Source organism: Hymenobacter sp. HSC-4F20, assembly GCF_019599275.1.
In the GTDB taxonomy this organism is placed as follows: Bacteria; Bacteroidota; Bacteroidia; order Cytophagales; family Hymenobacteraceae; genus Hymenobacter.
Genome location: NZ_JAHZTD010000001.1, coordinates 1,794,378 through 1,807,895, shown reverse-complemented (window position 1 = coordinate 1,807,895; position 13,518 = coordinate 1,794,378). Strand labels below are relative to the sequence as shown.

At 61.1% G+C, this 13,518-nt stretch carries 12 protein-coding genes; 5 read left to right on the top strand and 7 right to left on the bottom strand.

All coding sequences use genetic code 11. The annotated features are described in order from the left end of the window. Positions 1-112: 112 nt before the first annotated feature. Positions 113-1,045 (bottom strand): NmrA family NAD(P)-binding protein, encoded by a 933-nt coding sequence (locus K3G63_RS07795; protein ID WP_310794569.1) that lies wholly within the window; start codon positions 1,043-1,045, stop codon positions 113-115. Between the two features lie 1,115 nt (positions 1,046-2,160). On the opposite strand from K3G63_RS07795, the gene K3G63_RS07790 reads away from it, so the two are divergent. From K3G63_RS07790 to K3G63_RS07775, 4 genes are all read left to right on the top strand, one after another. Beyond that, positions 2,161-3,174: an NAD(P)-dependent alcohol dehydrogenase gene (locus tag K3G63_RS07790; RefSeq protein WP_220613482.1), complete on the top strand. Its 1,014-nt coding sequence runs from the start codon at positions 2,161-2,163 to the stop codon at positions 3,172-3,174. 233 nt (positions 3,175-3,407) lie between these two features. After that, positions 3,408-3,602: a cold-shock protein gene (locus tag K3G63_RS07785; RefSeq protein ID WP_220613481.1), complete on the top strand. Its 195-nt coding sequence runs from the start codon at positions 3,408-3,410 to the stop codon at positions 3,600-3,602. Between the two features lie 528 nt (positions 3,603-4,130). Further along, positions 4,131-5,063, top strand: a complete 933-nt coding sequence (ctlX, locus tag K3G63_RS07780; RefSeq protein WP_220613480.1) for a citrulline utilization hydrolase CtlX — start codon at positions 4,131-4,133, stop codon at positions 5,061-5,063. A gap of 103 nt (positions 5,064-5,166) precedes the next feature. Then, a complete protein-coding gene (locus K3G63_RS07775) occupies positions 5,167-6,270 on the top strand; it encodes a spore photoproduct lyase family protein (protein WP_220613479.1) in 1,104 nt (367 codons plus the stop codon). 124 nt (positions 6,271-6,394) lie between these two features. On the opposite strand, the gene K3G63_RS07770 is transcribed toward K3G63_RS07775, so the two are convergent. From K3G63_RS07770 to K3G63_RS07755, 4 genes are all read right to left on the bottom strand, one after another. Beyond that, the gene (locus K3G63_RS07770; RefSeq protein WP_220613478.1) at positions 6,395-7,909 is read right to left on the bottom strand and encodes a malate:quinone oxidoreductase; all 1,515 of its coding nucleotides are present in this window, start codon (positions 7,907-7,909) and stop codon (positions 6,395-6,397) included. Positions 7,910-8,170: 261 nt separating this feature from the next. After that, the gene (locus K3G63_RS07765; RefSeq protein ID WP_220613477.1) at positions 8,171-9,466 is read right to left on the bottom strand and encodes a PAS domain-containing protein; all 1,296 of its coding nucleotides are present in this window, start codon (positions 9,464-9,466) and stop codon (positions 8,171-8,173) included. 27 nt (positions 9,467-9,493) lie between these two features. Further along, on the bottom strand, positions 9,494-9,853 hold the full coding sequence (locus tag K3G63_RS07760) for a hypothetical protein (protein WP_220613476.1): 360 nt from the start codon (positions 9,851-9,853) through the stop codon (positions 9,494-9,496). A gap of 239 nt (positions 9,854-10,092) precedes the next feature. Then, positions 10,093-10,626, bottom strand: a complete 534-nt coding sequence (locus tag K3G63_RS07755; RefSeq protein ID WP_220613475.1) for a hypothetical protein — start codon at positions 10,624-10,626, stop codon at positions 10,093-10,095. Positions 10,627-10,878: 252 nt separating this feature from the next. Between K3G63_RS07755 and K3G63_RS07750 the strand changes: the two genes are divergently transcribed. Next, on the top strand, positions 10,879-11,613 hold the full coding sequence (locus K3G63_RS07750) for an SDR family oxidoreductase (protein ID WP_220613474.1): 735 nt from the start codon (positions 10,879-10,881) through the stop codon (positions 11,611-11,613). A gap of 86 nt (positions 11,614-11,699) precedes the next feature. On the opposite strand, the gene K3G63_RS07745 is transcribed toward K3G63_RS07750, so the two are convergent. Both K3G63_RS07745 and K3G63_RS07740 read right to left on the bottom strand, forming a co-directional pair. Then, the gene (locus K3G63_RS07745) at positions 11,700-12,257 is read right to left on the bottom strand and encodes a GNAT family N-acetyltransferase (protein WP_220613473.1); all 558 of its coding nucleotides are present in this window, start codon (positions 12,255-12,257) and stop codon (positions 11,700-11,702) included. A gap of 88 nt (positions 12,258-12,345) precedes the next feature. Beyond that, entirely contained in the window at positions 12,346-13,455 is a 1,110-nt protein-coding gene (locus K3G63_RS07740) for a mechanosensitive ion channel family protein (protein WP_220613472.1), read from the bottom strand. Positions 13,456-13,518 lie beyond the last annotated feature (63 nt).

The window sequence follows — 13,518 nt, the reverse complement described above, 5'->3', positions numbered from 1 at the left end:
TTTTCGCCAAGCCAAGGGAGTGCTCTGGCTGGCCACCACCCACGGAAGGCAAGGCCCATGCCGGCCGTGTGTTACGGGCCACGCAGCCCCGGCACAGCGGCCAGCGGGTTTCTTAGGCCAGCACCTGCCGCACCTTTGTCCACCGAACCTCAGGGTACCGGTCGTTGTCCAGTGGCTCCGCGAGTTTGGCTTGGCCGCTGAGCATGTTGTGCAGGTATTGCATACCCTGCCACGGCGGAAACACCTCGTTCTTGGCCGGCAATAAAGTGCGGGTAGCCTTAATCATCGTATCAAGCAGGCCTAGCCCCCCCACCCGAAAAAGCTTGAACTCCTGGCCTAGGGCCTGGCTGGCGGCGGCCTGCACTGCCCGAATGCTGGCTACTTCGCCGGCCACGCGCAGGTAGCGGGGCGTGGTAGGGTCGAGGGCGGCGGCGGCCGTAAACTCGGCCGTGTTTACCATGGTAGTGAAGTCCAGGGGCTGGTCGGCGTCGCCCCAGTACAGGATGCGGCCCAGGCCGGTCTGGATAAGCGGCGCCTGACCGTTGAGCAGCTCCATGAACATGCCGTTGAGGATGGAGGTAGCCTGGATGGAAGCCTTGTCGAGCCGGCGCTGAAACTCCCGCCGCAGATCAAAGTTGCGGTTGGAGCCCTCGGGCAGACGGGTAAAATCGGCAGAGAAGTCGGAAGGAATAAAGCGCGGCACACCCGCCGCTACGGCTGCTTCCAGCAGCTGGGTCTGCGCATCCACAATCACCTCCCGCAGTCCCGATAGCGCCGATATTACACAGGCGGCCCCCACGCAGGCCGCCGTCAGGGCGGGGGCATTGTCGTAGGCTACTTCCACTAGTTCTACGCCCTGCAGCCGCAGAGACGCTACCTCGGGCCGGGGGCCGGCTCCCGGCCGGATCAAGGCCCGCACGGGAGTCCCGCGTCGGCGAAGGTGATGGGCAATAAGCAGGCCGAGGGCGCCGGTAGCGCCGGCCAGCACAATCGGGGCCGGCTCAGAAGCAGGGGAGCTAAGGTAAGCGGGGGTGGAGTCTGCCACGATGAAAGCCGTAAACTGTCGGGGATGGAAACGGGTTGCCTGCTTTGGGGGAAGCACGTCCCCGGGAGCGGCGGCAAGCAAGCCCGGCAGTTACCGGGAAACGGTAATACTGGTACCCGGGCCGGAAGGTTTTCAAAGCGGTAGTGCGCCCCCACCCAGCGGCTACCTGCTCACCGCCAGTAGCCTGAAAACCGCGTACGCATAGAAACCAAACCGGACCACAGGAGTTGCGGCCACCAATACGCCTATGAGTACGCAACAGCAAGCAAAAACTGGCCGGCCCGAGGGCTGGCATGCAGGGCCGGAAGCAGGCCCGCGCCCAGACTGCGCGGGGCTGGTAACGGGGCTGGTGCTGGGAATAGGGGCGGACTACTCACGGGCTGCTCCGACGAGAAGCCCCGCCGCCCGGACTCCGACCGGTCAGCCAGTGCCCCTGCGGCAGCTTCCCCAGCTACCGGCACCTCCTCCGCTGCTCCGGCCGAGAGTACTGCAGCTTCCCCGCGGGTAGCAGCGGCCAGTACCGGGTAGCAGTAGCAGCGGCCTACTTCTTCGACTCGCCCCAGCAATCCGAGCCCACCGGCCCCTACCCACTCCGCGACGATGTGGTGTATGGAGAAGAAAGCGTTGGTTTTGTGAAAACACGCTTCACAAGCCCAGGGGGCGCAACCTCGGTAGGGTGGTTGAAGGCCAGCGAGCTAAGCCAGGTCGCCCCCGCCCGGCTCGCCTGGCGCCGCCCGCCCAGTTGGTGAAGGTTCCCGCCGATGACAACTACAGCTACGAACTGGAGCCGGCCGCCAGCAGTGCTGCGGAGGCCGGCTCCGTGGGCTTCCAAACAGCGGTGGTGCAGACGCCGCGCTCCTGTTTTTACACCTCGGCTGACGTAACCCAACCCCGCAAAGCCCACTGCGTGCGAGGCGATAAAGGCCGTCTGGAGGAAGAGCGTAACAATGCTGTATTCGTGCGCTTTATCCAACTGGGGAAAGGTGACTGCCACCGGCTGGATGCGCAAAGATGCCCTGCGCCACACCCCGTAGCACCGGCTTTACCGACGGCCCCACCCCGAACAATTGGCTGCCCAGACCGGTTGTTGGGCCCTACCGCAACTCCACATTTCCATGAAAGCATACAAGCTGCACGGCCCCAAAAACCTGGATAACTTCCAGCTCGGCAACTACGATGAGCCCCTCGTCCGCGACCACGAGGTGAAGATTCAGGTAAAAGCCGTGTCCCTGAACTTCCGCGACTGGGCCCTGGCCAACGGCTGGTTTGGCTACCCCGGCGAGAAGCTGCCCTTTATTCCCTTCAGCGACGCGGCGGGGATAGTAACGGAGGTTGGCCAAAGCGTCACTGCCATCCAGGTGGGCGACCGGGTGGCCGTCAACTTCTTCCCCGACTGGGCAGATGGACCTTTCTCGGCCGAAAAAACGGCCCGCTCCCTGGGCGGCAGCACCGATGGCGTGCTGGCCGAGTATGTCGCCTTCCCGGAAAGTGCCGTGGCCAAAGTTCCCGACTCCTTTTCCTTCGAGGAGGCGGCAGCCTTTCCCTGCGCCGGCGTAACGGCCTGGCACTCTCTGGTGGTGCAAGCTCAGCTCAAGCCCACGGATACGGTACTGCTGCAAGGCACCGGCGGGGTTTCCATCTTCGGCCTGCAAATCGCCAAGCTGCTGGGGGCCCGCGCCATTATCACCTCCAGCTCCGACGAGAAGCTGGCTCGGGCCCAGGCCCTGGGCGCCGATGAGCTTGTCAATTACCAGCAAACGCCCAACTGGGAAGCCAGAGTTCGGGAGCTAACCCACGGCCACGGCGTGGAGTACGTGGTAGAGGTAGCCGGGCAACTGGCCCGCTCCCTCAAGGCCCTGAAGGCTGGCGGCAGCATCTTCCAGATTGGGGCCGTGGGCGGCCCGGCTGACGAGGCACCCAACCTCGGGATGGTGCCCATCAACACCCAACGCATTCAGGGAATTTACGTGGGCAGCACCCACATGCTCACGGATATGTTCCAGGCCTTCCACCGCAACGGTCTCAAGCCGGTTATCAGCAACACCTTCGAGTTCGACCAAGCCAAGGAAGCCCTGGCCTACATGGGCAATGGCTCGCACTTCGGCAAAATTGTAGTGCGAGTAGGGTAAGCCGCCCAGACGGCATCCGCTATTCAGCCAAGCTCGGCAAGCAGTAAAACAACCGCGTCCATAGCGCATTCACATCAGCATTTTGCTGTTCCAGGTCCGGCCTTCCGGAAATAAAGTGTAGGTTTACACTCAGTAAGGCAACTTGCCTCGTGTCGCTATCATTAATTCGCGTGTTGAATTAACAATAGGGTTCCGCTGCCGCTTGCTTCATTTATCATCCATCTCCTCGCATCATGCAGACAGGAACCGTAAAATTTTTCAATGAAACCAAGGGCTTTGGTTTCATTAAAAACGCCGAAACCGGCGAAGACATCTTTGTTCACGTAACCGGCATCATTGACGAAATCCGCGACAATGACCAGGTAGAATTCGAAGTAGAGCAGGGCCGTAAGGGCCTGAACGCCGTGAAAGTTCGCCGCAGCGCCTAAGCGCTAGCTTGCCCTACCGCCTTACAAGAAGCACGCTATCCGGCGTGCTTCTTTTGTTTTATACCAACTGAACTCCGAGCTTGGCATCCAGAAACCACCAGTAAGCAGAAGCAAAAGTAACTACTTGACCACAGGTTGTGCTTTCGCTTACAACGTCATCATATAGTTTGTGTCAATTAACGATAATACATAATACTTGACACAACTGACTGTGTCAGATTTGTATGAAAAATAAAATACTGACACACGGCTTCGAGTTAGTGTAACCGGGCCACTTCTGCCATGTTAAATGGGCCGCTTATTATAGAGAGCAGAGCTGCTGATTGGGGGCTGGTAGGGTAGCACCTAGGGCCTGATGACCCAATAGGTTACTGAGTAGCTTGCTTGGCTTCTGGTTTGAAAACAAGTAGATAAGCAAGGTAAGTGTGGGTAGGGTAGCGTACTGCTGCGGTAGCCGTAACAGGCTCTGGCAGTGATTATTTAATGGGAAGCTGTTTCTTTGTGAGGGCCACCCACCACTTAGTTTCTATGCAGTCTGCCCGCACCGTTTTCCTTGTCCGGCCCACCCGCTTCGCGTTCAATGCCGAAACGGCCCAATCCAACCACTTTCAACAGCCGCTGGCCGGGCTCGACGAGCAGACAATTCAGGCGCGGGCCTTCAGCGAGTTTGATGCCGCTGTAGCGGCATTAAGTGTGCGCGGGGTGGAAGTAGTGGTATTCGACGATACCCCCGAGCCCCACACGCCCGACGCCATATTTCCCAACAACTGGGGCACCTTCCATGCCGACGGCCACGTGCTGCTCTACCCCATGTGCGCCCCCAACCGCCGGGCTGAGCGCCGGCTCGATATTCTGGCGGCGCTGGGCCGGCACTTTACCATTCGACAAGTCACGGACCTGTCGGCCCACGAGCAGGAGGGACGGTTTCTGGAAGGAACGGGCAGTATCATCTTCGACCACGTACACCGGGTAGCGTACGCCGGCTTATCTGTGCGGACGGAGGAGAGCCTGTTTCGGGAAGTAGCGGCCCGGCTAGGGTACGAGGCCGTCGCTTTCCGGGCGGCAGATGCCCGGGGCCAGGAAATCTACCATACCAATGTGATGATGTGCCTGGGAGCAGCGTTTGCGGTCATCTGTCTGGAAAGCATCCGGGACCCGGTGGAGCGGGCTACGGTGGTGGCCTCGCTCCGGCGGACGGGCCGCGAGATACTGGCTATTACCCTGCAACAGGTCGTCTGTTTCGTTGGCAACATGCTCACGGTGCAGTCGGCCTATGGCACGGAGTTGCTGGTACTCTCCCAAACTGCCTACGAGGCCCTGGAGTCTGAGCAGCGCCACGCTCTAAGCCGCTACGCCGAGCTGGTGCCCCTGGCTATTCCGACTATTGAAAGTATTGGGGGCGGCAGTGCCCGGTGTATGCTGGCCGAGGTGTTTCTGCCAGCAGCGGAGAGTAGGCCGTAGGCTCGCCACTAAGCAGCGAAAATATGCGCAATAAACTGAAAATCAGAGATTAAATAATGGGATTACGGGAGCAAACTCCGGGGAGTTAGTGTTATAACTAACTATGACCCAACCGCAGTTGTTTCCTTCGCTTGCTATTCTTGACCCGACCCCGGAACCGCGCCAGCACAGTGCCAAAGTGTGGTTACCGAAGCGGGTAGTATTCACGCCTGATGCCCTGGACCAGCCTTTCGGTCGGCAAATCCTGGAGCGCGTAAGGGCCCACGGCTTGGAGGTAGAGCTGCTGAAAAGCAACCGCCTCGTGGGCGTACGCGGCGAGGATGCCCGCGACACGTATCGCCGGGCCAAGAGTACGCTGGCGGTAGTGTGTGCTCCGCCCAGTGCCCTGCGCCTGCAGCCCACGCCACCCTCCGCCGACTGGCAGATGAACCTGGCCGAGGGCTGTCCTGCCCACTGTCAGTACTGCTACCTGGCTGGTAGCCTGAGTGGGCCGCCAGTGGTAAAAGTGTTTGCTAACCTGCCCCAGTTGCTGGAAAACACCCAGGCCTACGAGCAGCCGGGCCGCGTTACCTCTTTCGAGGTAAGCTGCTACACCGATGTGCTGGGCATTGAGCACCTCACGGGCAGCTTGGCCGAGTGCATTCGCTACTTCGGACGGCGGGAGGGAGCCCACTTGCGCTTCGTGAGCAAGTACGACTACGTAAACACGCTGCTAGACCTGCCCCACCACGGCCGGACGCGCGCCCGTTTCAGCCTCAATGCCGAAGCCGCCGTGCGCAAGCTGGAAGCGGGAACAGCCTCCGTGGAGGCCCGCCTGCAGGCCCTGCGCCGGCTGGCGCTGCCCGTAGAGCAGGGTGGAGGCGGCTACCCCGTGGGGGTGGTGCTAGCGCCCATTATGCCCCTGCCCGGCTGGCAGGATGCGTACCGGCACCTGCTCGACCGGCTGGCGGCTACCTTAGATTTTCCCTGCGACCTCACGGCCGAGTGCATCACCCACCGCTTCACGCCTGGCTCTAAGGAGGTACTGCTGCAGTGGTATCCTAACACGTCTCTGGACCTGGAGGAAGCTACCCGCGCCGTGAAGCGTAACAAGTTCGGGGGCACCAAATTCGTGTATCAGCCCGCCGACATGCGCACTCTCAAAGAGTTCTTCTACCAGGAGTGGCAGCAGCGCTTTCCTGCTGCCCCCCTGCTATACTGGACGTAAGGAAGAAACGCGGCTCGCTTGCTCCCAACTATGCGCAGAGGCTGGGAGTATTGCATGGAGCGAATAGCAAAGGGGCACCCGGTGTACGGGTGCCCCTTTGCTGTTTAAAGCTACGTGCTCGTACCTACGCAGGGGTAGCATCTACTTTCAGCCCAAGAACGGCACTGGTGCGGGCCCGCAGCTCCTCTACCAGGGCCGGGTTGTCGTTCAGGGACTGCCCGAAGGACGGTATCATTTCGCGCAGCTTGGCTTGCCACTCCGCCGACTTCGCCTTCTCGGGAAAGCAGCGCTGCACCAGGCCCAGCATAATACTGACGGCCGTGGAGGCACCGGGCGAAGCCCCGAGCAGGGCGGCAATGGAGCCATCAGAAGCGGCTACTACCTCCGTGCCGAACTCCAGAACACCGCCTTGTTTTTCGTCCTTTTTGATTACCTGCACGCGCTGCCCGGCAATTTCCAGCTGCCAGTCCTCTGCCCGGGCTTCAGGCAGATATTCGCGCAGGGCTGCCAGGCGGTCTTCCGGCGACTGACGTACCTGGTTGATCAGGTACTTGGTTAGCGGAATATTTTTGAGGCCGGCAATAATCATGGGGCGCATGTTGCTCAGCTTCACTGACAGGGGCAGATCAAGGTAGGAGCCCTGCTTGAGGAACTTGGTGCTGAAGCCGGCGTAGGGGCCGAACAACAGCTCCTGCTTGCCATTAATTACGCGGGTGTCCAGGTGGGGCACCGACATGGGCGGGGAGCCCACGGCTGCCTTGCCGTACACCTTGGCGTGGTGCTGGGCAATAACGGCGGGGTTCACACATTTCAGCCACTGCCCGCTAACAGGAAAGCCCCCAAAGCCCGAGCCCTCCGGAATGCCCGATTTGATGAGCAGGGGCAACGACCCGCCGCCGGCCCCGATAAACACGAAAGGCGCCCGGATTTTAAGAGTAGCATTGGTTGAGAGGTTCTGGGCTTTTACGCGCCACGTACCGTCCTTCTGCCGCAGCTTCTCTACGTTGTGGTTGAAGTAGAACGTCACGCCGGGCTTCTGCTGAAGCAGGGTAAACATACCGCGGGTCAGGGAGCCGAAGTTTACGTCGGTGCCCAAGTCCATGCGGGTGGCGGCCACGGGCTGCTGCGGGTCGCGGCCATGCATTACCAGCGGCATCCACCGTTCCATTTCCTCCCGGTTTTCGGTGTACTCCATGCCCTGAAACAAGGGAGATTGGGTTAGGGCGGCGTGGCGCTTGCGCAAAAAGCTAACGTTCTTATCGCCCCACACGAAGCTCAGGTGCGGAATGTGGTTGATGAAGCGCGAGAGTTCTTTAACAGCGTAGGTTTCGGCCAGGAAAGACCAGAACTGTTTAGACTCCTCAAACTGCTCGGCAATTTTGATGGCCTTGCTAATATCGACGGAGCCGTCGGGCTTTTCAGGGGTATAATTTAACTCACAGAAGGCCGAGTGGCCGGTGCCAGCATTATTCCAGGCATCGGAGCTTTCGGCCGCGGCCACGTCCAGACGCTCCAGGATGGCTATGGTCAGATCAGGCTGCAACTCTTTCAGCATCATGCCCAAAGTGGCGCTCATGATGCCCGCCCCAATCAGGACTACGTCGGCGGAAAGGGAGTCAGCGGGTTCGGTAGTGCTCATGCGTATTTCGAAATAGGACTTACGAAGTACGGGGAAAGTCGGAAAAGGTGGCTTTTGTTGCCGAAGAAACTACTTTCCTCGCTTCGGGCGGAAGCAGCAGGGCTCCCCGCCGCAGATAAGGTTAAACACCAGGTGGGGGCGGCTCGTTCCGCAACGTACTGCTTTGAGTTTGGTCTGCCCGGCCGCGCCCCACTGGTACAGCACCGCCGATTCAAGCCCTTCTCCCTTTCGTGAACAGGAGGCATACGCTACCGCGCAAGGCTACGTAGTTTCCGGGGCGTTCGGTTGGATTTGGGCCCGTAGCTGCTGCACTTCGCGCTCCAGGGTCAGGGTGCGGAACGTAACCTTCAGCTCCAGGTCCTGGTAGGAGCGCTCCAACTGCTCCTGCAGCTGCTTTAGCTCAGTAATATCAGTATTGGTACCAAACCAGCGCAGCACCTGACCCTGCTCGTTGCGGATGGGCACGGCCCGGGTTAGAAACCAGCGGTACTGGCCCTGGTGGCCGCGCAGGGGAAACGTCAGCTCCCAAGGCTGGCCGGCGGGCCATGCGGCACGCACAAACTCCAAAACCCGCCCCACGTGCTCGGGATGATGCACTTTTTCCCAGCCCCAGCCAAGCATTTCTTCCTGGGTGGTGCCCGTGTACTCATACCAGCGGCGGTTGTACCACGTGATGTTGCCATCGGGCTCGGCCATCCAGGCCAGCTGGGCAATGGTGTCGGCCATAGTGGTGAAATCGGCCTCACGCTGACGCAGGGCTTTTTCTGCTTCGCGCTGACGGGTGACGTCCTGCATGGCTCCAATCATGCGCAGGGGCTGGCCCTGGGCGCCCCGGGCCACGTGGCCGCGGTCCATCATGCTGGCGTAGCTGCCATCGGCGCGCTGGAAGCGGTACTCGTCATGCCAGTCAGTGCGGCCCCCATCAATAGCTTCATGGATGCCATGCACCACGCGCTCGGCGTCAGCAGGATGAATGTGCTGGTACCACCACTCGGCCGTGGTGGTGCGAGCTTCCGGGCCGTAGCCGAGCACCCGCTCTACGGCCGGGTTCCACTTTACCTCGTTGGTCTGCAGGTTCCACTCCCAAATAGCATCATTGGTCGCCAGAGCCGCCAGAGCGTAGCGCTCCTCGCTCTGGCGCAGGGTTTCCTGCACTTGCTTCTGACGGGTGATGTCGGTGATGGTGCCAATAAAGCGCAGCGGCTGCGTATGGGTCGCATCAAAAAAGGTCCGGCCCGTGGCCCGCACCCAGCGTACCCGCCCGCCGTCTTCCAGGCCAACGGTGCGGTACTCAATGTCGTAGGTGCCACTGCCGGTCGGGTCCAGGGCCTGGCCGACGGCCGCCTCGGTAGCCGGTCGGTCGTCGGGGTGCAGGCCGCGCAGAAACTCATCGTACGTAATAGTGGCAGTAGGGGGTAGGCCAAACAACTCCTTGCAGCGCGTGGACCAGACTAGCTCGCCGGTGGCCGGGTTCAAATCCCAGGTGCCCACCCCGGCGGCATCTACGGCAGTTTGCAGGCGTTCGTAATCGGGCGAAAAAGCAGGCAGTGTACTCATGAGGGCGGAAGGACGGAAACAGTATGCTTAGGGCTGCACTAGCTGCAGCTCCATGCCCGAATGAAAATAAAGTGTGAGGGCGCGTTGGGCGCCCGTAACTGAGCGCCGAAGGCGGGTGACCAGGGCCGTAGTACTGTCTTGCGGTAGGCTGAGCTGCAAATACGGCCGACTCAGCAGCGCGTCGCGTTCCACCGACCACTGGCCCAGCACCGAGCCGTGGTCCGTGGCTACCACCAGCTGCTGGGGTAGCAGCTGCAACTGAGTGGCGCGGGCCAGCTCCGTAGTAGGGTCGGCCTGGCTCAGCACCCGGCCCGCTACCCGCCATGTGCCGGTCAACTCCTGGTCCGCCACTTGCTGCAGATTAACATCGAGTAAGGTGTCGGGCATAAGCAACGCGCGGAGCGGAGAGTAGACGTAGCAAGTAGCGTCTTGTGGGCGTTTTGCTACTATTCAGCGAAGATAAGAACTGCCTGTGACTGACGCAAAGTAAGCGGCGCCTGCCTGGGGTGTGGGACCGGCTCAGTAGCCCGGCAAGGACTGCCCCGCGGTGCTGGCTGGCGCGGCCTGCTCACAGTAAGAAAGCCAGGCGGCTGGCCTGGCTTTGCGTTTGCGGCGGTAGGCGTTGGTCAGGCCGCTTCGTTGCTGGCCGCCTGGCGGGCGGCATGATACTGGGCTACCAGTGGGGTGCTGGCCACGATAACCGTTGCGTAGCCCTTGGGCATTTCGGTGTAGAGCAGGCGCACCTGCGGGTTGGTCCACTGCTGGGCGGAGGTAGCGGCCAGCTGGCTAGGGCCGTAGGTGCGGGTAAGCAGGCTGTAGATGCCCTGGCAGTTGGCCGGACCCAGCACGCGCACTTCCACGCAGCACAGCAGCCCTTTGTAAAAGCCGTAGCTGATGCCCGTTACGGGGTAGCCCCCAATGGTCAGGGCCTCATCCGGGCGGGTGTAGTACACAATGCCGGAGGGGGTTGCGCGCCGCTCCGGTACCAGGTGCCGGAATCGTTTCAGCGGGGCACCCAGCCAGGCCGCCCGCAAATCGGTAGCTACCTCCTTGTCGCGGGCCACGCTCGCTGAGGGTCGGGTAGGAGCACCCGTGGCTGCCTCGGCGCGGGTGAAACCGGCGCTAAGCAGGAGCAGCGGAAGTAGGAGGCTGTGCTTCATGAGCGGACACCCAGGATAGGGCAGCTTGGTAGGCTGAACATCGAAGGGGGGAAGGTACGCAAAAGTGCGGGTCAAACCCGCAGAAAATTCATTTTTTGACTTCTAAGCGCATAGCCGTCGGGACGGACCAGTGCCGCCGTTGGCGCTACCCCAGGTGGCAAGGCGCAACTCCGCTATCACCCCTGTGCTGGTTTCCTGCGTAGGAAGCAGGCCCTGCAAGCAGCCGGGCGGCGTACCACCTACTTTCACGTTATGAATCTGGCAGGAAATACAGTATTGATTACGGGCGGCGCCACCGGCATTGGGCTGGCGCTGGCCCGGCGCTTTCAGCAGGCGGGTAGCACGGTGCTGGCCGTAGGCCGTCGGGAGGACAAGCTCCGGGAGGCCCAGCAGCAGCTCCCGGGCCTGCACATCCGCGTCTGCGATGTGGCCTTAGCCACCGAGCGGGTGGCCCTAGTCGAATGGGCGCGGCGGGAGTATCCGCAGTTGAACGTGCTGGTAAACAACGCCGGCGTACAGCGCCGCTTTCAGCTCACAGAGGAAGAAGACTGGGAAGTTCGCCGGCAGGAGCTGGTAATAAACGTGGAAGCGCCCATTCACCTGACTACCCTGCTGCTTCCGCACCTGCGTCAGCAGGCGGCCCCGGCCATCCTCAATGTTACCTCCGGGCTGGCTTTTGCGCCCATGGCCCAAGCGCCTATTTACAGCGCTACTAAGGCCGCTCTGCACTCCTTTACCCTGTCGTTGCGGCACCAGCTGGCCGCTACTCCCATTCAGGTGCTGGAAATTGTGCCTCCCGCTGTTAATACGGACCTGGGAGGGGCGGGCCTGCACACCTGGGGTGTGCCAGTGGACGTGTTTGCTGATTCCGTGATGGAGCGCCTAGCGGCCGGGGAGCAGGAGGTAGGCTACGGCACCTCCGAGGAAATCCGTCGGGCTTCGCGTGAGCAGATTGATGCCCGGTTCCAACTAATTAATTCCCGCTAGGCTTTTGGGAGAAAAGCAAAGGGGCCCGCCCGCTACTCAGTAGCAGGCGGGCCCCTTCGGGTAGGGACGGGTAGCGTTACGCTATACTACGCTGCGGCTTCTACCGGCGCGGCGGTGCGTAAGCCTTCCCACTCGGGGCGTAGCATGCTCATTTCTACCAGGCTCCAGTACTCGCCCTCGTAGCGCAGGATGTCGCGGGAGCAGCCCTCCCGTTGCATGCCCGCGCGGGTGTAAGCCCGAATGGCGGCCTCGTTGAAATCGTACACACCCAGATCAATGCGGTGCAGCTGCAGTTGCTCGAAGCCAAAGCGCAGCACCTCCGTGAGCATGGCGGCCGCGAAGCCCCGGCCCCGGAACTGCGGGTCGACAAACACCCGGCTCACGCGCGCCGAGCTGTTTTTTCGGCTGATGCTGCCCAGGGAAATATGCCCCACTACTGCCCCGGTAGTAGAGTCAAGAGCTTTGAAAACGTACACGTCGGCTACACCCAGCGTGTTGGTGTCCTGTAGATACCACTCCAGCTTGTCACGGGTGAGGGGAAAGTTGAACATGGGGCCCGACCAGTTCATCAGCAGGCGGGGCGAGTCAATCCAGGCAATGAGTTGGTCGAAATCAGAAGGGGTGAAATATTCTAAATGAACCATAGAGTAGGAAGCAGCGTGCTTATTCTGGAAATAGTACCAGATGTAGTTGCTTAACCTACAAATATACGGCACGAACGCCTCTTTTAAGTCAATTCAGCGAAGTTAAATCCTCCGCGGGGGCAGGCGTAAAAGGCTGGTCTGGTGGGGCCACCAGCGTGCGGCTTTTGGGCAGGCTTTCGGGGTAGTGCTGCTGAATAAATTGCACCAGCTGCTCGCGCACTGCGCAGCGCAAATCGAAGGCCTGGCTAGAGTTAGCCGCGCTAACCAGGCACCGCAGCTCCAGGGTACGCTCCTTGGAATCAGTAACCTGCAGCACGCACACGCGCCGGTCCCAGAGCGGGTTGCTTTCCACCGTGCGCTGCAGCTCGGCCCGCACGGCTTCCACCGGAATGGTGTAGTCAGTGTACAGAAACACAGTGCCCAGCAGCTGGGAGGTAGTACGCGTCCAGTTCTGAAAGGGCTTTTCGATGAAATAGTTGAGGGGGAGCACCAGCCGGCGCTCGTCCCAGATGCGCAGCACCACGTAGGTAAAGGTAATTTCCTCAACCCGGCCCCACTCGCCCTCCACCACCAGCACGTCGTCGAGGCGAATAGGTTGAGTAAAGGCAATCTGAAAGCCGGCCAGCAGGTTGCTGATGGAGCGTTGGGCAGCAAAGCCCACAATCACGCTGGCAATACCGGCAGAGGTGAGCAGGCCGGTGCCAATTTTGCGCACGGTGGCAAAGCTCATCAGCACCAACGCCGTGGCCACGAAAATAATAAGCGTGACGGCCAGCTTCTTTACGAACTGCAACTGGGTGAAAAGCTTGCGCACCCGCAGGTTGTCGTCGTCGGTGAGGCGGTAGTGGTGCTGCACCAGGTCTTCTACCACATCCACAGTTTTCACCAGGCCCCAGGCAAAAGTGGTCAGCAGCGCTGTTTCGACCAAGCGCCGGGCTACCTCTAGGGCCCGGGCGTTCAGTGGGGTGAGAGGCAGCACGAAGGACAGCACCAGCACAGGAAAAAACCAGGCGCTGGGGCGGCTTAGATGCCGCAGCACCGACTCGGCCAGCAGTACCGGCTCCCGGCGGTGGTAGGCAGCCAGCAGCCAGAAGGCCAGCTGTTTGAGCAGCCAGCCGCCCAGCAGGCTGCCGCCCACTACGGCTGCCGTGTGCAGCACCACGCGGAGCTGTTCCAGATCAGAGAAAAAATCAGACATAGGCGAGCAGCCGCCGGGGTACTATGCCCCCCAGCGGCCTTTTTCTACCCGAAACCAGCCGGA

Excerpts from the sequence above, each read along its gene's own strand:
- K3G63_RS07790 (WP_220613482.1), top strand. The coding sequence starts at position 2,161 with ATGAAAGCATACAAGCTGCACGGCCCCAAAAACCTGGATAACTTCCAG.
- K3G63_RS07785 (WP_220613481.1), top strand. The coding sequence starts at position 3,408 with ATGCAGACAGGAACCGTAAAATTTTTCAATGAAACCAAGGGCTTTGGT.
- ctlX (WP_220613480.1), top strand. The coding sequence starts at position 4,131 with ATGCAGTCTGCCCGCACCGTTTTCCTTGTCCGGCCCACCCGCTTCGCG.
- K3G63_RS07775 (WP_220613479.1), top strand. The coding sequence starts at position 5,167 with ATGACCCAACCGCAGTTGTTTCCTTCGCTTGCTATTCTTGACCCGACC.
- K3G63_RS07770 (WP_220613478.1), bottom strand. The coding sequence starts at position 7,909 with ATGAGCACTACCGAACCCGCTGACTCCCTTTCCGCCGACGTAGTCCTG.
- K3G63_RS07765 (WP_220613477.1), bottom strand. The coding sequence starts at position 9,466 with ATGAGTACACTGCCTGCTTTTTCGCCCGATTACGAACGCCTGCAAACT.
- K3G63_RS07760 (WP_220613476.1), bottom strand. The coding sequence starts at position 9,853 with ATGCCCGACACCTTACTCGATGTTAATCTGCAGCAAGTGGCGGACCAG.
- K3G63_RS07755 (WP_220613475.1), bottom strand. The coding sequence starts at position 10,626 with ATGAAGCACAGCCTCCTACTTCCGCTGCTCCTGCTTAGCGCCGGTTTC.
- K3G63_RS07750 (WP_220613474.1), top strand. The coding sequence starts at position 10,879 with ATGAATCTGGCAGGAAATACAGTATTGATTACGGGCGGCGCCACCGGC.
- K3G63_RS07745 (WP_220613473.1), bottom strand. The coding sequence starts at position 12,257 with ATGGTTCATTTAGAATATTTCACCCCTTCTGATTTCGACCAACTCATT.
- K3G63_RS07740 (WP_220613472.1), bottom strand. The coding sequence starts at position 13,455 with ATGTCTGATTTTTTCTCTGATCTGGAACAGCTCCGCGTGGTGCTGCAC.